This is a genomic window from Sphingobium sp. RS1 (assembly GCF_056156825.1).
On sequence record NZ_JBLZXE010000002.1, the window covers coordinates 2,334,522 to 2,357,888 of the forward strand.

Below are 23,367 nucleotides of genomic sequence, written 5' to 3' on the forward strand. Positions count from 1 at the left end.
TTCGATGGTGCATAAGCGAAAGCAGCCCCATGTTACAGGAACCGGACAGTAGGGGGCGCCATGAGCGAGCGCGGCGATACAGCCGAACCCCTGTTGCATGGGGACGAGACTGACGAAGACATCATCCTGGAACAGGCCGAGACGAGCCTGGACGAGGATGACCGGCTGAAGCCCGAATTCCTGTCCGCCGTGCTCGACGCGGTGGAGGAAGGCGACAGCGAGACGGCGCGTGACCTGGTGTCGCCGCTGCATCCGGCCGACATTGCCGACCTTCTGGAACTGACGCCGTCGGAGCGGCGCGCCGAGGTGGCAGCCGCGCTGGGCGATCTGGTCGGCGCGGAAGTCCTGTCCGAGCTGAACGATTATGTCCGCGACGACCTGATCGGCGCGCTGCTGCCGCAGCAGGTCGCCGAATTTGCCGCCGAACTCGATACCGACGACGCCGTCGCCATCATCGAGGATATGGAGGAGGCCGACCAGCAGGCCGTGCTGGAGGCGATGGAGCCGGAAGATCGCGCCGCGATCGAATCCGCTTTGTCCTATCCGGAAGAATCCGCCGGCCGCCTGATGCAGCGCGATCTGGTCGCGGTGCCCGAACATATGACGGTCGGTCAGGTGATCGACTATCTGCGCGACAATGACGAGCTGACCCGCGATTTCTGGGAAATCTACGTCGTCGATGCGATGCACCGGCCGATCGGCTATTGCCAGCTGAGCTGGGTGCTGACCTGCCCGCGCGGCATCGCCATGGCCGACCTGATGAAGCGCGAGCAGACGCTGATCCCGGTCGACATGGACCAGGAAGAAGTCGCGCTGCGCTTCCAGAAATATGCGCTCATCTCCGCCGCCGTGGTGGACAATGCGGGGCGGCTGGTCGGCATGATCACGGTCGACGACGTCGTCCACATCATTTCCGAAGAAGCCGGCGAGGATATCCTGCGCCTGTCGGGTGCGGGCGAAGGCGACATCAACCAGCCGATCCTGATGACCGTACGTACCCGGCTGGTCTGGCTGGTGGTCAATCTGGGCACGGCGATGATCGCCGCATCGGTCGTGGGCCTGTTCGAACAGACGATCGAGCATCTGGCGATGCTGGCGGCGCTGATGGGCATCGTGTCGGGCATGGGCGGCAATGCCGGCACCCAGACGCTTGCGGTGATGGTGCGCGCCATCGCCACCAATCAGGTCACCAGTTCCAACACGTTGCGCATGATCGTGCGGGAATTTCGCATCGCCGCGACCAATGGATCGGTGCTTGGCGTCCTGATCGGGATCGGTTCCTATCTGGTCTATGGCCAGATCGGCCTGTCGCTGGTGTTCGCCGCCGCGATCCTCATCAACAATATGGTGGCGGGACTGGCGGGTGTCCTGATCCCCGTCACGCTGGACCGCAGCAATATCGACCCGGCCGTGTCATCGGCGGTGTTCGTGACGATGATGACCGATTCGATGGGCTTTTTCACCTTTTTGGGACTGGCCACCCTCTTCCTGACCTGATGCCGCATTGACCCGCGGGGTCGCGTCACCCATCTGCCGATCCATGCCGTTGCACATGACCAAGATCGCCTTTGGCGCCGAAAGCCCCGCCACCTTGCGCGCCTGGCTGGAAAGCCATGCGGGGGAAGCGCGGACCAGCACCCGTTATCTGCCCAAGCGGGTGGAGGAAATGGCGGGCGGGTCGCTTTACTGGATTCACGGGCATATGCTGGTCGGGCGCAGTCCGATCCTGGGTTTCGAGGAAACGGGGCAGGGCCGTTACTGGATCAGGCTGGAGCCGAAATTGATCCCGGTGCGGGCCAAGCCCAAGCGCGCGCATCAGGGCTGGCGCTATCTGGAGGACAAGGACGCGCCGGCCGATCTGGACGGCGGCGAGGCCGACGATCTGGACGCGATGCCGCCGGCGCTGATGAGCGAGCTGACGAAATTGGGGCTGGTGTAGCAGGCATCCCATCGAGGTTGTAAATAGGGGAAATCCTACCCGCTGTTGCGCAACGCGGTGGCGATCGCGTTGATCGACAGTTCGATGCCTTCCTTGATGCGCGCATCATCCTCACCCGCACGATGGCGCTTGAGCAATTCGACCTGCAACAGGTTGAGCGGCTCGATATAGGGCAGGCGCAGCCGGATCGAGGTGTCGAGCGCCGGGTTATTTTCCAGCAGGCGCGACTGGCCGGTCGCGGCGAGCAGCCCGTCATGCGCCTGTTGCCAGCCTTCACGAATGCGGCCGAAGATCGCCTCACCCGCTGCCTGATCCTCGACCAGCGGCAGGTAGCGCGCGGCGATGCCGAGGTCGGACTTGGCCAGCACCATTTCCAGATTGGCGAGCGCGGATTTGAGGAAGGACCAATGCTGGCCCATGTCGGCCAGCAGCGCCTTGTCCTCGAACGCGGACAGCGCCTGCCCCACGCCATACCAGCCCGGCAGCATGACGCGCGCCTGCGCCCAGCTGAACACCCAGGGGATAGCGCGCAGATCCTCGATCGCATTGCTCTTGGTCCGGCTGGCGGGGCGCGATCCGATCTTCAGGCCCGATATCTCCTGAATCGGCGTCAGCTGGCGGAAGAATTCCTTGAAGCCGTCGGTGCCGTAGACGAGGTCGCGATAGGCGGCGAAGGCGTTCTTCGACAGTTCGTCCATCGCGCCCGCGAAACGGGCGGCGTCGCGGTCCGAAATCCCCTCCGGCTCCAGACTGGCGAGCAGGGTCGCGCTGGTCATCGCTTCCAGATTGGTCATGGCGACGTCGCGCGTGCCGAATTTGGCAGCGATCACCTCGCCCTGTTCGGTGATGCGGATGCGGCCCTGTACGCTGCCCTTGGGCTGCGCCTGGATCGCCTTGAATGCCGAACCACCGCCGCGCCCGACCGCGCCGCCGCGCCCGTGGAACAGCTGCATCGCCGCGCCAGCATCGGCAAAGACCGGTTCGAGCGCGAGGCTGGCCTTGTACAGGCTCCAGGTGGAGGTGATGTAGCCGCCATCCTTGTTGCTGTCCGAATAGCCGATCATCACTTCCTGATGGCCGCGATCCTTCACCACGCCGGCGATTTCGGGCAGGCCGAAATAGGCGGTCATGATGGAGGGCGCGGCTTCAAGGTCGGCGATGGTTTCGAATAAAGGAATCGCCATGATCGCGGCCTGCGGCGGCGCGCCGTCAATGCCGGCCTGCCACAGGCCCGCTTCCTTGAGCAATATGTTCACCTCCAGCAGGTCCGACACGCTTTCGGCTTTGGAGATGATATAGTGGGTGATGCTCTGCGGGCCGTAGGTGCGATGCGCCTGCGCCGCGGCATGGACGATCGCCAGTTCGGACGCACTTTCCTCCGAATAGGCGGAAAAACGCCCGCCGAGCGGCCGGTTATTGGCCAGTTCGCGGCGCAGCAGCGCGATGCGCGCATATTCGTCGAGCGCGAGATAATCCGCCTCGACCCCCGCGACCTTGAGCAGTTCGGCCACGACCCGCTCGTGCACGGCACTATTCTGGCGCATGTCGAGCGTGGCGAGGTGGAAGCCGAAGGTTTCGACCGCGCGGATCAGGCGACCAAGCGCGCCGCCGGTCGACAACGCACCGTCGCCCTCGCTCGCCAGCCCCTGCGCGACGACGACAAGATCATGGCGCAGATCGGTGGGGTTGGCATAGGCTTCGCCCTTGAGCGCAGAGGGGCGCGGCGGCGCCTTCCCCACCAGCGCGGCATAAGTGGCGGCCAGCCGCGCATAAATGCCCGACAGCGCCCGGCGATAGGGTTCGTCCTGCCGGCTGGGCGAGGCGTCGCCGCTGGCTTCGGCCAGAGCCAGCACCGCCTGGGGCACATGGGCGAGTTCAGTCGAGAGCGAGAGTTCCGCGCCAAGCCCATGGATGCCGTCCATGTAGAAGGCCAACGCCGCGTCGCAACCGCGCCCCAGCGCCGACCGCAGCTGATCCGCCTGCACAAAGGGATTGCCGTCGCGGTCGCCGCCGATCCAATTGCCCACGCGCAAAAAGCTTTGCGGTCGCGCGCCCAGCACCCGTTCCCACCGGGCATAGAGCGCCGGCAGGACGGGGAGGAAGATGTCGCGGAAATAGGTCAGGACATTGTCGATTTCGTCCTGCACGAACAATTTTTCGCGGCGCAGCGGGCGCGTCTGCCACAGCAAGGCGATCTGGCGAAAGATCGCCTCGTCCAGATTTTCGCCCTCGTCGGTTTCGCTGCGGCCGGCGTCTTTCAGATGCATCAGGTCGGCGATGCGATTCTTGTGGTCGATCATGCTCTTGCGCCGCACCTCGGTCGGGTGGGCGGTGAGCACCGGCACGATCAGGCTGTGCGACAGCAGATCCAGCACGGCGCTGCGGTCGACGCCGTGGGCGGCAAGCCGTTCGACAGCGGAGGCGACATCGGCGCCCGGCTCCGCCGCCACGCCCTGCCGGTCCTCGGCCAGATTGGCGAGCATCGAGAAGAGCATGAAACCACGGGTGAAATTCAGCGTGTCGTCCAGGCTGAGCGCATCCAGCCCGGTGTCGGTCAGGTCCGCCCCCTGCAAGCCCCGCGCCCGATCGACCGAGGCTGAGCGAATATATTCGGTCTGCTTGTAGAGCTTGTCTCCGCCATAGGCGCGAATGACGTCGCCGAGCAGCCGCCCCAGATAGCGGATATCGGGATTCTGCGTGATCGCAGGGGCGGCCTGCGCCGCGGGCGTGGCGGGTGCTGTTCTCTCCATAATGTGTCGATGCTGCACCGCAACATGTCGATGGTCAAGGGGAGGTTGAACAGAATGAGCATCGACCTGCATCCGGCGAGCAGATAGCATCCGCCCATGTCCCGTTTGTCGATCCTGGCGTCAGCTCTGTTATGGGCGATGGCGACGCTTCCCGCCTCTGCATTGTCGCTGAGTTTCGGCCCCGTCTATGTCCGCTTTGAGGGGGAGTTCAGCGCGCCGGCCGATCAAGCCCAGGTCGCAGACCTGATCGTCGCCATCATGAATAGTTTTCCCGACGATAAAGTCACAATCTGTTCGATTCCGTCGTCTTCGAACGAAGCGGTAAAGCGGCGCGCTGTCGTCCGGGATTTGCTGATCGCCAGACATATTGCGCCCAGCCGTCTTGAAACCGTCGAATTTTGCAAGGAAAGCTGGATGAGCGGTCGAGCCCCGAAAGAGTCGGTCATGGTCATCCTCGACTGGGTCAAACCGGATTAGCGTCAAGCGCCCTTGCACTCCCCTGCCCGCTTGGGCCAAAGGGCATCAGTGACCGCCAGCATCAGCATAGGAACCGATCATCACGGCAAGGACGTGCTGGTCGATGTCGAGGAATTGCTCGCCACCCGGCTGCTCGTTCAGGGCAATTCGGGGTCGGGCAAGTCGCATCTGTTGCGCCGCCTGCTGGAGGAAAGCGCGCCGATGGTGCAGCAGGTGGTGATCGATCCCGAAGGCGATTTCGTGACGCTGGCGGACCAATATGGCCATGTGGTGATCGACGCGGGCGACTATAATGAGCGCGAGATCGTCAAGATGGCGACGCGCATCCGCGAACATCGCGCCTCGGTGGTGCTGAGCCTCGAATCGCTGGAGCTGGAGGCGCAGATGAAATGCGCCGCATCCTTCCTGTCCACCCTGTTCGATGCGCCGCGCGACCATTGGTATCCCGCCCTGGTGGTGGTGGACGAGGCGCAGATGTTCGCGCCGGTATCGGCCGGCGATGTGTCGGACGAAGCGCGGCGGCTCAGCCTTGCCGCCATGACCAACCTGATGTGCCGTGGCCGCAAGCGTGGCCTCGCCGGCGTGATCGCCACCCAGCGGCTCGCCAAGCTGGCCAAGAATGTCGCGGCCGAAGCGTCCAACTTCCTGATGGGCCGCACCTTTCTGGACATCGACATGGCCCGCGCGGCCGACCTGCTGGGCATGGAGCGGCGGCAGGCGGAGCAGATTCGCGATCTGGAACGCGGGCGGTTCCTGGGCCTTGGCCCCGCCATCGCGCGGCGGCCGGTGGCGGTGAAGATCGGTTCGGTGAAGACCGGCACGCGCGGCGGCACGCACAAGCTGATGCCGCCCCCGGTCACGACCGGCGGCGATTTTCAGGAAATGCTGTTCGCGCGGGTCGAGGAGGAGGCGCTGCCGCCGCCCCCGCCGCGCCCCGAACCGCCCGTTCGCCCGGCCGAGGATATCATGCGCGCGCTGGCCGACACGCCCGCCGCCAAGCCCGCCGCACCGGAACTGGATTTCGGCGAGAATGAACCGGTCGTCATCGCCGTGCTGGAGGATATCGTCGCCGACCTTGGCGATGCCGCGCCCAGTGTGTCGGCGCTCTATCAGGATTTCGGCGTGCGCTGCCGGATGAAGGGGCTGAAGCGATCGCCGCTGGACCTGCCCGCCTTCCGCAAGCGCTTCGCCATGGCACAGGCCGGGATGGCCGATGCCGATGATGTGCGCTGGCAGGATGCGATCCGCGCGGCGGAGCCGGTGCCGGAGGATATGCTGGCCCCCTTCCTGCTGATCGCGCGCGCGGCGCTGGACGGGCAGCCCTGCCCGGACGATACGCTGCTCGCCCGCGCCTATGGCACCAGTTCGCCGGGCCGCGTCCGCCGCCTGATCGACTATATGGAGAAACTGGGCGTCATCGTCGCGCGCACCGATTTTTCGGGCAAGCGCTCGATCGGCGTGCCGGGCCTTGGCCTGTCGACGGCGGCGGCGGACTGATGGCTACGCCGTTGGTCCTCTTCGTCTGCCTTGGCAATATCTGCCGGTCGCCGCTGGCCGAAGCCGCGCTGCGGGTGGAGGCGGAGAAGGCGGGTGTCGATATCGTCGTGGATTCGGCCGGGACCGGCGACTGGCATGTCGGCGATGCGCCGGACCGTCGCGCGCAGGCGGTGGCGCGCAAGCATGGCATCGACATCAGCGCCTATGCCGGGCGGCAGGTGACGGCGGAGGATTTCCGCCGTTTCACCCATATCTTCGCGCTGGATGCGGACAATCTCAAGAAGCTGCGGCGCATCCGGCCGTCTGACGGGACGGCCACGCTGCGCCTGTTGATGGACATGGTGCCGGGGCGCGAGGGGACGGGCGTAGTCGATCCCTATTTTGGCGACGATGCCGGGTTCGACCTGACCTGGGACGATGTCACCCGCGCGGCGAAAGCGATCGTCGCCGATCTTTAGACTGCAATGACATGGGATTAATTCACGAAGCAATATATCGTTATCGCGGACCTTTAAGACGTTTCCCGCACCACCAGTTCGGGGGCGATCTGGACTGATCCGGCCTCTTCCCCGCCGATCCGGCGGAACAGCAGGTCGACCAGGTGATGCGCGCCCGCCTCTATATCCTGACGGATGGTGGTGAGCGGCGGGCGGGCGAGCCGGGCCAGCGGAATATCGTCGAAACCGATGATCGACAGATCGCGCGGCACATGCAGTCCCTGCTGCTCGGCGGCGGCGATCAGGCTCATCGCCACGACGTCAGACGCGGCGAAAATGCCGTCGGGCCGGTTGCCCGCCGCAAACCAGTCGCGCGCGGCCTCTTCGCTCGCTTCGGGCGTCACCGGGCTGGGGACCAGCGCCACATCGTCGCGCAGTTCGGACGGCAGCCAGGCGAGGAAGCCGGCATGGCGCGCGGCAAATTCGGGCACGCCGACATCGCCGAAAAAGGCGAGTTTGCGCCGGCCGCGATCAACCAGATGCTGCGCCGCCAGCCTGCCGCCGGCGACATTGTCCGTTCCCACCGTCGTCGGCCCATCGCCGGGCGCCTGCTCGCCCCAGACCAGCAGCGGTCGATATTTGGCAGCAGCGCTGGCCAGCACCGCACCCTGATCCGACTGGCCGATGACGATGACGCCATCGGTGCGGCCGGTGCGAATGAAGGTGTCGAGCCAGTCGTCCCGGTCCGGCAGCACCCGCGACAGCAGCAGGTCATAGCCGCGATCCGTCAGCGCATCGGCCAGATAACCGAGCATGGTCAGGAAGAAGGGATCGGACAATTGCTGGCCGCGCGCATGGCCCAAAGGCATCAAGACGGCGACTGCGCCGGTGCGTCCCAGCCGCAGATTCTGAGCGGCCACGTTCAGGCGGAAACCATGGCGATCGGCCAGCGCCTGAATCCGCTCGCGCGTGCCCTTGTTCAGTGCGCCCTTGCCGGTCAGCGCCCGCGACACGGTGGACACGGACACGCCGGCCAGACGCGCCAGATCGGCGATGCTCTTGAGCGGACCGGAACCCTGATCGTCCATGGCCGCAGACTAGGCTAAATCTGCTGCTTTCACAATGTTCTGCGGATCGACCCTGACCAGCAGGGTCGCCGCCCCGGCGCACAGCATCATCACGCCCGCCAGCAGGATCAGGCTGCGCGGATCGCTCCCCAGCAGCGGGCGATAGATGATTGGCACGACCAGCGTTTCCGCCAGCATCGGCAGGACGATGAACATGTTGAAAATGCCCATATAAATACCAGTCCGCTCGGGCGGGATGGCGCCCGACAGCAGGACATAGGGATTGCCCATCATGCTGGCCCAGCCGATGCCGATGCCAATCATCAGCGCGAACAACATCGCCGTGTCGCGCGCCTGCGGGATGGCGATCATCGCCGCGCCCGACAGCGCGACCGACAGGGCGTGGAGGTTGCGCACGCCGATGCGGCGGCTCAGGGGCATCATGGCAAAGGCGGCCACGCAGGCGATGGCGTTGTAGAGCGCCCCCGCCTGCCCCGCCAGCAACACCGCCTGACGAAAGGCCGGACTGGCCGGATCGGCGGTTCCGAACAGCGAGCGGGCCAGCGCGAAGGCGATATATTGCCAATAGGCGAACATCGCGAACCACTGGAACGCCATGGACAGGGCCAATTGGCGCATCGGCAGTGGCATGTCCCGTACCGCCGCCCCAAAATCGCGCAGAGCGGTGCGCAGCGACAATGGCTGCGCCTGCATATGCGCGACCTGCTCCCCCGAAAGCGGCAATTCGCGCACCCGCAGCACCGACCAGAGGATTGTGGAAAGCGACACCACCGCCCCGATCAGAAAGGCGATGCGGGTGATGTCCGGTATGCCATTGGCGTCGACCAGATCGGCGTCGGCGCCCCACCAGACCAGCAGCGAGGGCGCGAGATAGGAAAGTGTCTGGGCAAGGCCGGTGAAGGCGCTTTGCGTCAGGAAACCGACGCTACGCTGCCTTTCGTTCAGCCGGTCGCTGACATAGGCGCGATAGGGTTCCATGGTGATATTGTTGGCCGCGTCGAGCATCCAGAGCAGGCTGGCCGCGAACCAGAGCGTCGGGCTGTAGGGCATAGCCAGCAGGCCGATGCTGCACAGGATCGCGCCAAGCAGGAAATAGGGGGTGCGTCGGCCCCATTGGCTGACCGTTCGGTCGCTCATCGCGCCGACGATCGGCTGGACCAGCAGGCCGGTGACCGGCCCGGCCAGCCACAGCAAGGGCAGGCTCGCCTCATCCGCGCCCAGATAACGATAGATCGGCCCCATATTCGCCTGTTGCAGGCCGAAGGAGAATTGGATGCCCAGGAAGCCGAGATTCATCTCGATGATGCGCGACAGTCGCATGATCGGCCTGCTGTCCGCATTGTCCATGCCCGCCCCCTCTCTCTGCCTCTCTTTTATCCACAAGGATGGGGATGCGCCATCCTCTCCCCCAGCCATCTTGACGCGCGCGGTCAGGTCTGTAGCTTCCTTGCACCCTATTCTCAGCCGGTTGGAGCGCTTGCGATGCGCATGATCCAGTTGCTGATTGACGCGGTGCCCGATGTCGGACCGTCCTCGTCCGGCCGCCCGCCTCTACGCCTGTCGCCTGCCCGTCATTCCCTGCGGAGTGGTCGATGACAGTCATAACAGGGGGAGAGGAACATCCATGCAGATTGTCTATATCGCCATAGGGTGCGGCCTGCTGGCCGTGCTCTACGGGCTTTTCACCAGTCGCCAGGTTCTGAGCCAGCCACCCGGCAATGACGTCATGCAGGCGATCGCCGGGGCGATTCAGGAGGGGGCCAAGGCCTATCTCGGCCGCCAATATACCACGATCGCCATCGTCGGCGTGGTGGTGGCCGCTCTGGTCTTTTACTTTCTTGGCCATATTTCCGCGATCGGCTTCCTGATCGGCGCGATCCTGTCGGGGGCGGCAGGATTCATCGGCATGAACATCTCTGTCCGCGCCAATGTGCGCACCGCCGAAGCATCGCGCGGCACATTGCAGAGCGGCCTGACCGTAGCCTTCCGGGCGGGCGCGATCACCGGCATGCTGGTGGCGGGCCTCGCCCTGCTCGCGATCAGCCTGTTCTTCTGGTATCTGACCGGCCCCGCCGGCCATGCGCCCGACGACCGGCTGGTGATCGACAGCCTCGTCGCGCTGGCCTTCGGCGCCAGCCTCATTTCCATCTTCGCGCGTCTTGGCGGCGGCATCTTCACCAAGGCGGCAGACGTCGGCGCGGATCTGGTGGGCAAGGTCGAGGCCGGCATCCCGGAGGATGACCCGCGCAATCCCGCCGTCATTGCGGACAATGTCGGCGACAATGTCGGCGATTGCGCCGGCATGGCGGCCGACCTGTTCGAAACCTATGTCGTCACCGTCGGCGCCACCATGGTGCTGACCGCATTGCTGGTAACGGGCGTCGACAATGCTTTCCTGATGAAGCTCATGGCGCTGCCGCTGATCGTGGGCGGCGTGTGCATCATCACCTCCATCATCGGCACCTATATGGTCCGTCTGGGCGCCAGCCAGTCGATCATGGGCGCGCTCTACAAGGGCTTCTGGACCACGGCGATCCTGTCCGTGCCCGCCATCTACTTCGCCACCCAATATACGCTGGGCGACCTCAACGCCGTGTTCGGCGCGGATCTGGACGGGGTCGGCGGCTATACCGGCATGGCCCTGTTCTGGGCGATGCTGGTCGGCCTCGCCGTCACCGGCCTGCTGGTGGTCATCACCGAATATTATACCGGCACCGCCTATCGCCCGGTCCGCTCCATCGCGAAAGCATCGGAAACCGGCCATGGCACCAACGTCATTCAGGGGCTGGCCATCAGCCTGGAATCGACCGCGCTGCCGACTTTGGTGATCGTGGTCGGCATCATCGTCGCCTATCAGCTTGCCGGATTGATGGGCATCGCCTTCGCCGCGACCGCGATGCTGGCGCTGGCCGGCATGGTGGTGGCGCTCGACGCCTATGGTCCGGTCACCGACAATGCCGGCGGCATCGCCGAAATGGCGCATCTGGACGACAGCGTCCGGGTGAAGACCGACGCGCTGGACGCGGTGGGCAACACGACCAAGGCAGTGACGAAGGGCTATGCCATCGGCAGCGCCGGTCTTGCCGCGCTGGTGCTGTTCGGCACCTTCACCGAGGATCTGGACTATTATGGCTCGGCGCTGGGGCTGACCCAGCCGGTCGATTTCAGCCTGAAAAATCCCTATGTCATCGTCGGCCTGCTGCTGGGCGCATTGCTGCCCTATCTGTTCGGGGCGATGGGCATGACCGCCGTGGGCCGCGCGGCCGGCGACGTGGTCAAGGATGTGCGCGACCAGTTCGCCACCAACAAGGGCATCATGGAAGGGACGTCGCGCCCCAATTATGCCCGCACGGTGGACCTGGTCACCCGCGCCGCGATCAAGGAAATGATCGTCCCCAGCCTGCTCCCGGTGCTGGCGCCGATCATCGTCTATTTCGCGATCGCGGCGGTGGCGGGCAGCGACAATGGCTTTGCCGCGCTCGGCGCATTGCTGCTGGGCGTCATCGTGTCCGGCCTGTTCGTCGCATTGTCGATGACGTCGGGCGGCGGCGCGTGGGACAATGCCAAGAAATATATCGAGGACGGCCATCATGGCGGCAAGGGCAGCGAGGCGCATAAGGCAGCCGTGACCGGCGACACGGTCGGCGACCCCTATAAGGACACTGCCGGCCCGGCGGTCAACCCGATGATAAAGATCACCAATATCGTTGCGCTGCTGTTGCTGGCGGCGCTGGCGCATGGCGGCTGATTGATGACGGGATGGAGGAGGGGCAGCAAGCCTCTCCTCCCCCCATGACAGGCCCGGCCGGTCGCGGATCGGGCATCCATAGCCTTTTTTAACCCTTTCTTCAGGCCACAAGCGCAGTCTGCTGGGGTGGTCGGCCGATCAGGGGGCGGGCCGCGCCGCAACGGATGTTCCGTCATGCCCATCGGCATGGCATGGTTCGTGGAGCGGATGCCTTGATGATGCACGCCATTGTGAACGACGAGCCCGGCCGGATCGCGGCCCTGCGGCGCTATCGGATACTCGACACCCCGTCCGAAGATGCGTTCGACAAGGTCACCGGCCTGGTCCGCGCGCTGTTCGGCGTCCCCATGTCGGCCGTGTCGCTGATCGATACCGATCGCCAATGGTTCAAGTCGCTCGACGGCCTCGAGGCGACAGAAACACCGCGCAGCGCCGCCTTTTGCGACCATGCCATCCGCCAGGACGAGCCGCTGATCGTCACCGACGCGCTCGACGACCCGCGTTTCCGCGACAATCCGCTGGTCACCGGCGATCCGCGCATCCGCAGCTATGCCGGAGTGCCGCTACGCACGCCCGATGGCTATAATATCGGATCGCTGTGCGCCATCGACACCCGCGCCCGCGACTTTCCGCCCGAACAGATAGAGATATTGAAGAGCCTGGCCCCGATCGTGGTCGAACAGATGGAATTGCGCATGCTGGCCGAGCGCGACCATTTGAGCGGGGCGATGACCCGCCGCGCCTTCGTCGCCGAAATCGACAAGCGCATCGCGCTGTATGTCCGGCACCAGCGCCCGGCCGCACTGGTGATGCTCGACATCGATCATTTCAAACAGATCAACGACAGCCACGGCCATCCGGTCGGCGACCGGGTGATCGAGGCGGTGGCGAAACGCTGCGCCGCACTATCGCGCCCCAGCGATTCGCTCGGCCGGATCGGCGGCGAGGAATTTGCCCTGCTGCTGCCCGAAACGAGCGAGGTCGACGCACTGGCCGCCGCGCGCCGTTTCTGCGCCGCGATCGCGGAGATGGAGATTCCCCATGATCCGCCATTGCATGTCACTGCCAGTTTCGGCTTGGCCGCCATCGGCCCCGGCCGCATCACCAGCCACGACTGGATCGCCGCAGCCGACGCCGCGCTGTACGAAGCCAAGCGCAGCGGCCGCAATCGCGCCGTGCTGGCGCCGCTGGCCAGGGAATATGCGGCCTGACGCCTTCCGTCACAAGGGATTGATTAACAGTCAATTTCATATGACGCTCCCAGCCCCCGACCCTATAGTCGGCCCGGGGTCAAGAGGGGGAACGGATGACGCGGATCATGCTGCTGCTGGCGGGCGTGGCGCTGGGTGGGAACGCCATGGCTCAGACGCCGGCGCCCGGCCCGGCGACACCGGCCGCCCCGCGCCAATGGACGGTACAGGATTTCGGCGCGCTGCCGCTGATGGAACGCCCCACCTTGTCGCCGAACGGCCTGCACATCGCCAGCCGGGTCGCCATCAACGGCGAACAGCGACTGGTCATCGCTGACGTCCATGAAGGGCCTGATCGCATCCGCTCGATGGGCCTGGGCGACAATGACCTCAACTGGTGGAAATGGGTCAATGACGACTGGCTGATCGCCGGCGTGGGCAATGAATCCAGTGTCCAGGGCGTGCCGTGGTATCTCAGCCGCGTCGTCAGCGTAAAACGCGACGGCAGCAAGGTGTTGCTGCTGGCCAAGAATGTCGCCGCCCAAAATGCGGACGATGTCATCTGGACGGCGCGCGATGGCAGCCCCCGCATCCTGCTGTCCTACCAGACATCCATCTATTACAACCAGCCCGGCTTCTGGCCCAAAGTGGACGAAATCGACATCAGCACCGGGCGCATGCACGGCGTCGTGGGCTCCCGGCAGCATGTCAGGAACTGGTATGCCGACGCCGTCGGCACGGTGCGGATGGGCGTGGGCTATAATGATGCGAACCGCACGGCCACCCTGCTCTATCGTCCCGATGGCAAGGCAAGTTTTCGCGTGGTCGACAAGGCCAACCGGCGCCGCGACGAATCGCTCGTGGTGCCACTGCTCTTCACCGCCGATCCGGGCAAGGCGATCGCGCGCGACGACAGAGAAGGGACCGACGCGCTATACGAATTCGACCTGAACAGCCTGGAACTGGGCCGCAAGATCTTTTCCATAGCCGGATTCGATCTGGGTGGCGTGGAAGAGGATGCCCCCGGCACCGCACTGGCCGGCGTCCGCTACACCGCCGATGCGCCCGGCGTGCATTGGTTCGACGCGAATCTGGCCAAGATTCAGGCGGACATCGACAAGGCCGTGGGCGACCGTCGTGCCCGCATCATTTCGACCAGCCGTGATGGCCAGAAAATGATCGTGCATGTCGGCACCGCCAACCAGCCGGGCGCCTATTATTATTACGACACGTCGGCCGGCGCGATGAGCCTGCTGTCCAGCGTCAGCGAACGGTTTGCCGGCAAGGCCCGCCTCGCGCCGGTCAGGACCATCCGCTACAAGGCGCGCGACGGGCTGGAGATCGCGGCGGTGCTGACCGTGCCGGCAGGTCGCGAGGCGAAGAATCTGCCGCTGATCCTGATGCCCCATGGCGGCCCCTTCGCCCGCGACAGCGAGCAATGGGACTGGTGGGTGCAGTTTCTGGCCTGGCGCGGCTATGCCGTACTGCAACCCAATTATCGCGGATCGGCCGGCTATGGCACGGCCTTCGCCGAAAAGGGCGAAGGCCAATGGGGACTGGCGATGCAGGACGACCTGAACGACGCGGTCGACTGGGCGGTGCAGCAGGGGATCGCCGATGCCAAGCGGGTCTGCATGGTCGGTGCCTCCTATGGCGGCTACGCGGCCATGCGCGCCGCCCAGCGCGACGGCAGCCGCTATCGCTGTGCCATATCCTATGCCGGCGTGTCCGACCTGTCGGCCATGATGCGCTATGATAGGCGGTTCCTGTATCATGGCACGCGCAAGGACTGGATGAAGGAGCAGGCGCCCGATTTCGGCGCGGTGTCCCCGGTGAATTTCGCTGCGCAATTTTCCACCCCCATCCTGCTGATGCACGGCAAGAAGGATCGGCGGGTGCAGGTCAGCCAGTCGCGCGAAATGGCGGAAAAGCTGAAGGCGGCCGGCAAGGTGGAAGGACGCGACTATATATATGTCGAGCAGCCATTGGCCGACCATTTTTTCTCTCGCGAGGCAGACCGGATCGAATTCCTTGAAAAGATGGACGCATTTCTGAAGGCCCATAACCCGGCATGACGGGAAAAGCCGACGGGACACGGGGTGGACACGCATTGTCATCAAAATGACATGCATGTGTAACCAAGGAGTCATGTAACCGTCATAGAGGCGCGCCACTGCCAAGGCCGGCGGTGGAGATGATGCCCGATGCGCCCGACCCTCGTTCTTCTGTCGTTGATTGCCACCCTTGCTTTGCCCGCGGCCGCCCATGCCAGCGAAGACGAGCAACTGTGGACCACCGCCAGCGCGACGGTAAAGCTGAGCGATCACTGGCGCTTGTCGCAGGAAATCGTCGCCCGCTTCAGCGACGACCGGAAGGGCCTGTATGAAGTCGAATCCAACACGCTGGTCGGCTACAAGCTGTCCAAGGCGGTGACGGTCTGGGCGGGCTATACCCATGACCCGCAATATGCCGGCGGCGACTTCACGGTGATGGAGCATCGCGGCCGCCAGCAGGTGACGTTCGACAATATCGCGAAGATCGGCCGCGTCTCGATCAGCGCCCGCATGCGGATGGAGGAGCGCTGGCGCGAGGGTGTGGACGGCACCGCCTGGCGGCTGCGCCCCTATGTGAAGCTGGTCATGCCTTTCCGCGAGGGCGGCAAGACCGCACTGGTGCTGAGTCATGAAAGCTTCTTCGACCTCAACAAGACCAATTTCCAGCGGGTCCAGGGCGAGGAGCGGATGCGCAACCTGATCGCCATCACTACCCCGGTGGCGAAGAATGTGAATGCGGAAATCGGCTATCTGCACCAGCATGGCTTCCGCCCCGATGCGGACGACAGCAACGACAATGTCGCCTCCGTCTCGCTGAGCTTCAGCTTCTGAACGACAGGAAGAGGCGGCATCACTTGCCGCCTCTTCCGGGCGGGCCTATAGCCCGCGCCATGACCGCCGAACCCTATGCCAAGCAGCTTGCCGCGCTGGAGTCGCGCGGGCGGTTGCGTCGCCTGATCCCCCGTGCCGGCCGCGACTTCGCCTCCAACGACTATCTGGGCCTGGCCGGCGATCCGATCATCGCCCAGGCCGTCGCCGACGCGATCGGGCGCGGCGTGCCGGTGGGATCGGGCGGATCGCGCCTGCTGCGCGGCAATGCGCCGGAACATGAAGGACTGGAGGCGAAGGCCGCCGACTTCTTCCGCACCCAGGCAGCCCTGTTCGTCGCCAACGGGTTCGTCGGCAATCTGGCGCTGTTTTCCACCTTGCCGCAGCGCGGCGACCTGATCGTCGCGGACGAACTGATCCATGCCAGCGCGCATGACGGCATCCGCATGGGCAAGGCACAGGCCGTGTTCGCCCGCCATAATGATGTGCAGAGCTTCGCCGACCTGATCGCCGGCTGGCGCAAGGAGGGCGGCACCGGGCGCGTCTGGATCGCGGTCGAGACGCTCTATTCGATGGACGGCGACATGGCGCCGCTGGCCGACCTCGCCAAGCTGGCGGCCACCCATGGCGGGATGCTGCTGCTGGACGAAGCGCATGGCACCGGCGTGTTCGGACCTGGCGGGCGCGGCCTGTCGGCGGGCCTCGACGGGCTGCACAATGTCATCACGCTCCATACCTGCGGCAAGGCGATGGGGACGGAAGGCGCGCTGATCTGCGGCCCGCGCATCCATATCGACTATCTCATCAACCGCGCCCGCGCCTTCATCTTCTCGACCGCGCCTTCGCCGCTGATGGCGGTGGCCGCGTCGGCCGCGCTGGACCGGATCGAACAGGCAAGCGACCTGCGCGACCGGCTGACGACGCTGCGGCAGGACGCGGCCGAGGCCATCTGCGCCCCGCTGGGCCTGCCTTCGCCCCGCAGCCAGATCGTGCCGGTGATCCTGGGCGACGATGTGCGCACCATGGCAGTGGCGGTGGCCTTGCAGGAGGCCGGCTTCGACGTGCGCGGCATCCGCCCGCCGACCGTGCCCGCCGGCACCAGTCGGCTGCGCATTTCGCTGACCCTGAATGTCGGCCGCCACGATGTCGCCGCGCTGGGCGATGTGCTGCGAAAGGCGATGAAATGAGCGTGTTTATCGTCACCGGCACGGATACCGGCATCGGCAAGACCGTGTTCGCCGCGGGCCTCGCCGGCGCGCTGAGCGCTTATTATTGGAAGCCGATCCAGGCCGGCGTCGATCCGGAGGGGGACAAGGAAACGGTGGCCGCGCTGTCCGGCCTGCCCTCGGCACGCATCCTGCCTGAAGCCTTTCGCCTCAAGACGCCCGCTTCTCCCCATCTCGCCGCGCGCATTGACGGCATCACCATCGCCCTAGAACAACTGGCATTGCCACAGGTGGACGGGCCGCTGGTGGTGGAGGGCGCGGGCGGCGTGCTGGTGCCGATTTCCGAAACGCTGCTGATGGCCGACCTGTTCGCTTATTGGGGCCAGCCGGTGATCCTGTGCGCGCGCACCGGGCTTGGCACGATCAACCACAGCCTGCTCAGCATAGAGGCGCTGCGATCGCGCGGCGCGCAACTGGCGGGCATCGCCTTCATCGGCGATCCGCATGCGGAGAATGAGCGGATCATACCCCAACTGGCCGGCGTGCCCTCGCTCGGTCGGTTGCCGCATCTGGACCGGCTAGACCCGGTGTCCCTTAAGGCAGCGTTCGCGGCGAACATCCGACTGCCCTAAAGTGGGATAAGATCCACCTGAATCGTCATTGCGAGCGCAGCGAAGCAATCCATCGTGGCGCACCATGGATTGCTTCGCTGCGCTCGCAATGACGGGATGGATCAATATCCGAAGCGCCTTCCCTAATATTTCAACGGTCGACAATTTTCGACCAACGACATGGACAAGCCTGTTGCACGGGCGTTCAAGTCCCGGTCACGCCGGGCCTGCTAACGCGCGCCCATCTGTCACAAGCCCATTTATCACAAGCAAGGGATGCTTTGATGAAAACTCTCCTTCTGGGCGCTGCCGCCACCGCGCTGGCGCTGGCCGCCACCATGGCGCAGGCCGATCAGCCCGCCACCCCCGCCGCCTCGTCCGCAACTGCCGCCAAGCCGACCTATGGCAGCTATGGCTTCGACGCGACCGGCATGGACAAGTCGGTCAAGCCCGGCGACGATTTCTACGATTATGCCAACGGCACCTGGGCGAAGAACACGCCGATTCCGGCCGACAAGTCCAACTATGGCGCGTTCAACACGCTGGACGACCTGTCGCGCGAGCGGACCAAGGGCATATTGGAAGCCGCCAAAACCGATCCCAACAGCAAGATCGGCATGGCCTATGCCAGCTATCTGGACAGCGCCACCGTCGAAAAGCAGGGCCTGACCCCCATCAAGCCCTGGCTGGACGAGATCAAGGCGGTCAAGGATCTGAACGGCTATGCACAGGTCGCGGCCAAGGCCGCCCGTGCCGGCGTGCAGGGCCCGTTCCGCTTCTATGTGGGTCAGGACGACAAGGACCCCGAAACCTACATCCTGTCCATGGGTCAGGGCGGCCTCGGCCTGCCCGACCGCGACTATTATCTGGACGCGGGCGAGAAGATGGCGGCGATCCGCACCGCCTATGTCGCGCATCTGGAACAGATGTTGACCCTGGCCGGCGAAAGCGATGCCAAGGCGCGCGCCGCCGCACTGATGGCGTTCGAGACGGAAGTGGCTAAGGTCCACTGGACCCAGGTCGACAGCCGCGACGCCGACAAGACCTATAACAAGATGACGCTGGCCGATTTGCAGAAGGCCGCGCCGGGCTTCGATTTCGCGGCTTATTACAAGGCGAACGGCCTGACCCCGGCCAGCCTGCTGGTGGCCCAGCCCAGCGCCGTCACCGGTGAAGCCGCGCTGATTGCGAAGACGCCGATCAGCGTGCTGAAGGACGCGCTGCTACTTCGTAGCCTGCATGGCTTTGCCGACAAGCTGCCGGAAAATATCGCCAACGCCGACTTTGCCTTTTACGGCACCACTTTGTCCGGCACGCCAGAACGCGAAGCGCGCTGGAAGCGCGGCGTCGATTTCCTCAAGGAATCGCTGGGTGAGGAAGTGGGCAAGGCCTATGTCGCCCAATATTTCCCGCCCGAAACCAAGGCGGCGATGGACGTGCTGGTCAAGAATGTGCTCGCCGCCATGGGCCGCCGCATCGACGCGCTCCCGTGGATGAGCGACACGGCCAAGGCGCGCGCGCACAAGAAGCTGGCGGCCTTCACGCCCAAGATCGGCTATCCCGACAAGTGGCGCGACTATAGCGGCCTGTCGATCAACGGCACCGATCTGTTCGGCAATGCGCTGCGGTCCAACCAGTTCGAGTTCGACTATAATATCGGGAAGCTCGGCAAGCCCATCTATCGCTGGGAATGGGGCATGACCCCGATGGAGATCAACGCCTATGCCAATTTCGGCATGGTGGAGATCGTCTTCCCCGCCGCCATCCTGCAACCGCCCTTCTTCGATCCGCACGCCGACCCGGCGGTCAATTATGGCGGCATCGGCGCGGTGATCGGCCATGAACTCAGCCATCATTTCGACGATCAGGGCGCGAAATATGATGAGACGGGCAAGCTCAACCAGTGGTGGACCGATCAGGACGTCGCTAATTTCAAGGCGTTGACCGGCAAGCTGGGCGCGCAATATGACGCCTATGAGCCGTTCCCCGGCGCGCATGTGAAGGGCGCCTTCACCATGGGCGAGAATATCGGCGATCTGGGTGGCCTCGCCGTCGCGCTCGACGCCTATCATGCGTCGCTGGGCGGCAAGCCCGCGCCGGTGATCGACGGCATGACCGGCGACCAGCGCTTCTTCCTGGGCTGGGCGCAGGTGTGGCGCCGCAATTATCGCGAGGCCAATCTGCGCCAGCGCCTCGTCACCGATCCGCATGCACCGTCGCAATATCGCACCGATATCGTGCGCAATTTTGACCAATGGTATGATGCGTTCAAACCCGCACCGGGCGGCAAGATTTACCTCGCGCCCAAGGATCGCGTGAAGATCTGGTAAGCCAAAGGCAGCGGCCCGGACCGGACTACGAGTCCGGGCCGCTGTGTATTCCGCACCTGCGAATAACGGCTGCGACGAATAGCGCCTGCCGGGGGACGAGCCGTTTTTGCGAGTCTCGTTACCCCTTGAATCGCACGACTCACCGTTGCGCCCTTTCCCGCCCGGAACGATTTCAACAGCTTGGCCGTCTGTTCATCAGCATATCGGTCAAGAGGAGAAAAAAGTTGACGGGTCTGAAAACCACCGCCCTGCTGAAAACGGGTCTTGCTTCGGTCGCCCTTTTCGCTGCCTATCCCGCATTGGCGCAGGATGCCGCCGCACCGGCGACCCCGGCTGCACCGGCCGCTGCCGCCCCTGCGGCCGGCGCCAGCAACTTCAGCGACGCCGACATCAAGGCCTTCGCCGCCGCTGCGGTCGAAGTGACCAAGATTCAGTCGGACACGTCGATCGCCGACGCCGACAAGCAGCCCAAGATGCTGGCCGCCTTGCAGGCTTCAGGCATGCCGCCTGAAAAGTTCAACCAGATCGGTCAGGCCGCCGCTGCCGACCCCGCGCTCCAGCAGCGTATTCAGGCAGCCGCACCGCCGGCACCGGCCGCCCCTGCGGCGCCCGCAGCCCCGGCTGCTCCGGCGCAGCCCGGCCAGCAGCCGCAATAAGATAATTTGGAAAGGGCCGGTCATTTACCGGCCCTTTTTCTTTGCGCATCAGCCGCGCGCCACACATGGCCGGACGGATTGTTCCCCGTCCCACGAAAAATATCGGGCGTGACGCGCGCGTTTCGGTCCGTCTATTCTGCCGCAATGCAGCAACAAGCTCTTTCCATCGCGCTGATCGGCATATTGGGGATCGGCGCGCAGTGGGTGGCGTGGCGCACAGGCTGGCCGGCGATCGCGCTGATGCTGGCCGCAGGCGTCATCGGCGGCCCCGTGCTGGGCCTGATCCACCCCCACGCCGTGTTCGGCGACCTGCTGGAACCGATGGTGTCGGTCGCCGTCGCCCTGATCCTGTTCGAAGGCGGCCTCAGCCTCAATTTCCGCGAATTGCGCAAGACCGACGGCGCGGTGACGCGCCTAGTCCTGCTAGGCTCGCCGATCGGCTGGGTACTGGGGTCGCTCGCCCTTTATTATGTCGCGGGGCTGGTCTGGCCGGTCGCCATCCTGTTCGCCGGCATATTGGTCGTGACCGGGCCGACCGTGGTGCTGCCGCTGCTGCGCCAGTCCAATGTCGCCGCCCGCCCCCGCGCCATCCTGAAATGGGAAGCGATCGTCAACGATCCAGTCGGCGCGCTGCTGGGCGTCGTCACTTATGAATATCTGCGCCGGGCCGGCGAAGGCGGTACGCTGGCGTCGGTCATCCTGTCGTTGCTGGCCGCCGCCGTTGTCGCCGGGCTGATGGGCTGGATCGCGGCGCGCATCATCGGCTGGCTGTTCCCGCGTGGCCATGTGCCTGAATATCTCAAGGCCCCGGTGCTGCTGGTCGCAGTCATCAGCGTGTTCGTGGGGTCGAACATGATCCAGCAGGAAACCGGCCTGCTGGCGGTGACGGTGATGGGCATCGCGCTGGCCAATATGCGGCTCGATTCCCTGCGTGATATCCAGCCGTTCAAGGAGAATGTCACCGTCCTCCTGATTTCCGGCGTGTTCGTGATCCTCTCCGCTTCGCTCGACCTCAATGTCCTGCGGCAGTTCGAATGGCGCTTCCTCGCCTTCCTGCTGGCACTGCTGTTCGTCGTGCGCCCGGCGACGGTGCTGCTCAGCCTCGCCTTCTCCAAAGTGCCGTGGAACGAGCGGCTGCTGGTCGCCTGGATCGCCCCGCGCGGTATCGTGGCGGTCGCCATTTCCGGCCTGTTCGCGCTGCGGCTCGATCGGCTCGGCTATAGCGACGGGTCGATCCTGGTCACCCTGTCCTTCGCCGTGGTCGTGGCCACCATCATTGCCCATGGCTTTTCGATCAAGGCGGCGGCGCGACTGTTGAAGGTCACCGGTGCTTCGGAGCGCGGGCTGCTGATCGTGGGCGCCACGCCGTTCAGTCTGGGCATGGCCGCGCAATTGCGCCAGTTGGAGGTGCCGGTGACCATTGCCGACACCAGCTGGCAGCGGCTGGCCCCGGCCCGGCATCAGGGCATCCCCACCTATCATGGCGAAATCCTGTCCGAAGCGACCGAGGAACGGCTGGACCTGACCCAGTTTCAGGTGCTGGCCGCGACGACCGACAACGAAGCCTATAATGCGCTGGTCTGTAACGAGTTCGCGCCGGAGATCGGCCGCGACAATGTGCATCAGCTGGGCGACGCCAGCGACGATGACGATCCGCGCACCCTGCCCGAATCCCTGCGCGGTCGCGCCCTCTTCGCGTCGGGCCATGGCGTCGAGGACATCATGGAGCGCGAGGAGCAGGGCTGGGCCTTTCGCAAGACGCGGATCAGCGAGCAGTTCGACTATGATGCCGCCCGCGCTTCGCTGCCGGAAGATGGCGACATGCTGCTGCTGCTGCGGAAAAATGGCGCGCTGCGCTTCTTCACCCATGCGTCGCGGCCGACGCCGCAGCCCGGCGACACGATCTTATCCTATGTCCCGCCAACCCCGAAAAGGCCGAAAGGAGAGGAAGAATGACAAGATTTGCCCCGGCCGCCATCATCCTGAGCGCGGCGCTCGCCGCCTGCCAGCCGCCATCGGACGGCAGCGCCAGCAACGCGGCCAACGAAGCGGACAATGGTGCCAATATCATGGCCGCCAACGCCGCCGACAATGGCGTGGAACCGCAACGCTCCATCCTGCGCCCCGAAGTGGTGCCGGAGGTGGAGGAACCGAAGATCGAGCCGGTCGACGCGCTGGTCGGGTTCGGCGCATCGCCCATGGCGCTGGACGATGATGCCAGGACCGCGCTCGATACGCTGCTCGCCACCCCGGCGATGAAGGAAAGCGGGCCGATCACCCTGCGTGGCCACAGCGATTCGCGCGGCAATGACGGCGACAACAAGGTCGCGTCACGCATCCGGGCGGAAAAAGTGCGGGACTATCTGGTCGCCAGGGGCGTGGACAAGGCGCGGATCAGCATCGTCGCACTGGGCGAGGCCCGCCCCGCCGCGCCCAATGCGACCGAAGATGGCAAGGACGATCCCGAAGGCCGGGCGAAGAATCGCCGGGTCGAGGTGCATGTGGCGCTGCCAGCCGTGATGGTGCCGCCGCCCGTCGTCGCCAATCAGGCCGAACCGACCAAGGCAGAAGGCGGGGCAAAGCCGTAGAAATTGCG

At 65.0% G+C, this 23,367-nt stretch carries 18 protein-coding genes; 15 read left to right on the plus strand and 3 right to left on the minus strand.

Annotated elements, in window-relative coordinates; genetic code table 11:
• Nucleotides 1–60: 60 nt before the first annotated feature.
• Nucleotides 61–1,497, plus strand: coding sequence for a magnesium transporter (gene mgtE, locus ACNHGR_RS13070; protein ID WP_475286614.1), 1,437 nt, complete (start codon nucleotides 61–63; stop codon nucleotides 1,495–1,497).
• 43 nt (nucleotides 1,498–1,540) lie between these two features.
• Nucleotides 1,541–1,939 carry a DUF1489 domain-containing protein gene (locus ACNHGR_RS13075; protein WP_184267919.1) on the plus strand — a complete coding sequence of 133 codons (399 nt, stop codon included), beginning with the start codon at nucleotides 1,541–1,543 and terminating at the stop codon, nucleotides 1,937–1,939.
• A 35-nt stretch (nucleotides 1,940–1,974) separates the two neighbouring features.
• Here the strand turns inward: ACNHGR_RS13075 and ppc are convergent, their stop codons facing one another.
• Nucleotides 1,975–4,689 carry a phosphoenolpyruvate carboxylase gene (gene ppc, locus ACNHGR_RS13080; protein WP_475286616.1) on the minus strand — a complete coding sequence of 905 codons (2,715 nt, stop codon included), beginning with the start codon at nucleotides 4,687–4,689 and terminating at the stop codon, nucleotides 1,975–1,977.
• Nucleotides 4,690–4,785: 96 nt separating this feature from the next.
• Between ppc and ACNHGR_RS13085 the strand changes: the two genes are divergently transcribed.
• The 3 genes from ACNHGR_RS13085 to ACNHGR_RS13095 are packed head-to-tail and all read left to right on the plus strand — an operon-like array spanning nucleotide 4,786 to nucleotide 7,121.
• Complete coding sequence (locus tag ACNHGR_RS13085) at nucleotides 4,786–5,166, plus strand: hypothetical protein (protein WP_475286618.1); 381 nt, start codon at nucleotides 4,786–4,788, stop codon at nucleotides 5,164–5,166.
• Between the two features lie 48 nt (nucleotides 5,167–5,214).
• Nucleotides 5,215–6,663, plus strand: a complete 1,449-nt coding sequence (locus ACNHGR_RS13090) for a helicase HerA domain-containing protein (RefSeq protein WP_475286620.1) — start codon at nucleotides 5,215–5,217, stop codon at nucleotides 6,661–6,663.
• Nucleotides 6,663–7,121 carry a low molecular weight protein-tyrosine-phosphatase gene (locus ACNHGR_RS13095; protein WP_475286622.1) on the plus strand — a complete coding sequence of 153 codons (459 nt, stop codon included), beginning with the start codon at nucleotides 6,663–6,665 and terminating at the stop codon, nucleotides 7,119–7,121. The genes ACNHGR_RS13090 and ACNHGR_RS13095 overlap by 1 nt, the downstream gene beginning before the upstream one ends.
• 53 nt (nucleotides 7,122–7,174) lie before the next feature.
• Here ACNHGR_RS13095 and ACNHGR_RS13100 read toward each other — a convergent pair whose 3' ends face one another.
• A complete protein-coding gene (locus tag ACNHGR_RS13100; protein ID WP_475286624.1) occupies nucleotides 7,175–8,188 on the minus strand; it encodes a LacI family DNA-binding transcriptional regulator in 1,014 nt (337 codons plus the stop codon).
• A 9-nt stretch (nucleotides 8,189–8,197) separates the two neighbouring features.
• Nucleotides 8,198–9,535, minus strand: a complete 1,338-nt coding sequence (locus ACNHGR_RS13105) for an MFS transporter (RefSeq protein WP_475286626.1) — start codon at nucleotides 9,533–9,535, stop codon at nucleotides 8,198–8,200.
• Between the two features lie 277 nt (nucleotides 9,536–9,812).
• Between ACNHGR_RS13105 and ACNHGR_RS13110 the strand changes: the two genes are divergently transcribed.
• The 10 genes from ACNHGR_RS13110 (at nucleotide 9,813) to ACNHGR_RS13155 (ending at nucleotide 23,359) form a co-directional block, all read left to right on the plus strand.
• The gene (locus tag ACNHGR_RS13110; protein WP_475286628.1) at nucleotides 9,813–11,936 is read left to right on the plus strand and encodes a sodium-translocating pyrophosphatase; all 2,124 of its coding nucleotides are present in this window, start codon (nucleotides 9,813–9,815) and stop codon (nucleotides 11,934–11,936) included.
• Nucleotides 11,937–12,151: 215 nt separating this feature from the next.
• Nucleotides 12,152–13,147, plus strand: a complete 996-nt coding sequence (locus tag ACNHGR_RS13115; protein ID WP_475286630.1) for a sensor domain-containing diguanylate cyclase — start codon at nucleotides 12,152–12,154, stop codon at nucleotides 13,145–13,147.
• Between the two features lie 95 nt (nucleotides 13,148–13,242).
• Nucleotides 13,243–15,201: an alpha/beta hydrolase family protein gene (locus tag ACNHGR_RS13120; protein ID WP_475286632.1), complete on the plus strand. Its 1,959-nt coding sequence runs from the start codon at nucleotides 13,243–13,245 to the stop codon at nucleotides 15,199–15,201.
• 129 nt (nucleotides 15,202–15,330) lie between these two features.
• Nucleotides 15,331–16,011, plus strand: a complete 681-nt coding sequence (locus ACNHGR_RS13125) for a DUF2490 domain-containing protein (RefSeq protein ID WP_184267939.1) — start codon at nucleotides 15,331–15,333, stop codon at nucleotides 16,009–16,011.
• Between the two features lie 59 nt (nucleotides 16,012–16,070).
• The gene (locus tag ACNHGR_RS13130) at nucleotides 16,071–17,195 is read left to right on the plus strand and encodes an 8-amino-7-oxononanoate synthase (RefSeq protein ID WP_475286634.1); all 1,125 of its coding nucleotides are present in this window, start codon (nucleotides 16,071–16,073) and stop codon (nucleotides 17,193–17,195) included.
• Nucleotides 17,192–17,806, plus strand: a complete 615-nt coding sequence (gene bioD / locus ACNHGR_RS13135) for a dethiobiotin synthase (protein WP_475286636.1) — start codon at nucleotides 17,192–17,194, stop codon at nucleotides 17,804–17,806. Before ACNHGR_RS13130 ends, bioD begins: the two co-directional genes overlap by 4 nt.
• A 263-nt stretch (nucleotides 17,807–18,069) precedes the next feature.
• The gene (locus ACNHGR_RS13140; RefSeq protein ID WP_475286637.1) at nucleotides 18,070–20,115 is read left to right on the plus strand and encodes a M13 family metallopeptidase; all 2,046 of its coding nucleotides are present in this window, start codon (nucleotides 18,070–18,072) and stop codon (nucleotides 20,113–20,115) included.
• 224 nt (nucleotides 20,116–20,339) lie between these two features.
• A complete protein-coding gene (locus ACNHGR_RS13145) occupies nucleotides 20,340–20,771 on the plus strand; it encodes a DUF4168 domain-containing protein (RefSeq protein WP_184267945.1) in 432 nt (143 codons plus the stop codon).
• Nucleotides 20,772–20,915: 144 nt separating this feature from the next.
• On the plus strand, nucleotides 20,916–22,727 hold the full coding sequence (locus ACNHGR_RS13150; protein ID WP_475288421.1) for a cation:proton antiporter: 1,812 nt from the start codon (nucleotides 20,916–20,918) through the stop codon (nucleotides 22,725–22,727).
• Nucleotides 22,724–23,359 (plus strand): OmpA family protein, encoded by a 636-nt coding sequence (locus ACNHGR_RS13155; RefSeq protein WP_475286639.1) that lies wholly within the window; start codon nucleotides 22,724–22,726, stop codon nucleotides 23,357–23,359. The genes ACNHGR_RS13150 and ACNHGR_RS13155 overlap by 4 nt, the downstream gene beginning before the upstream one ends.
• The last annotated feature ends 8 nt before the right edge of the window (nucleotides 23,360–23,367 follow it).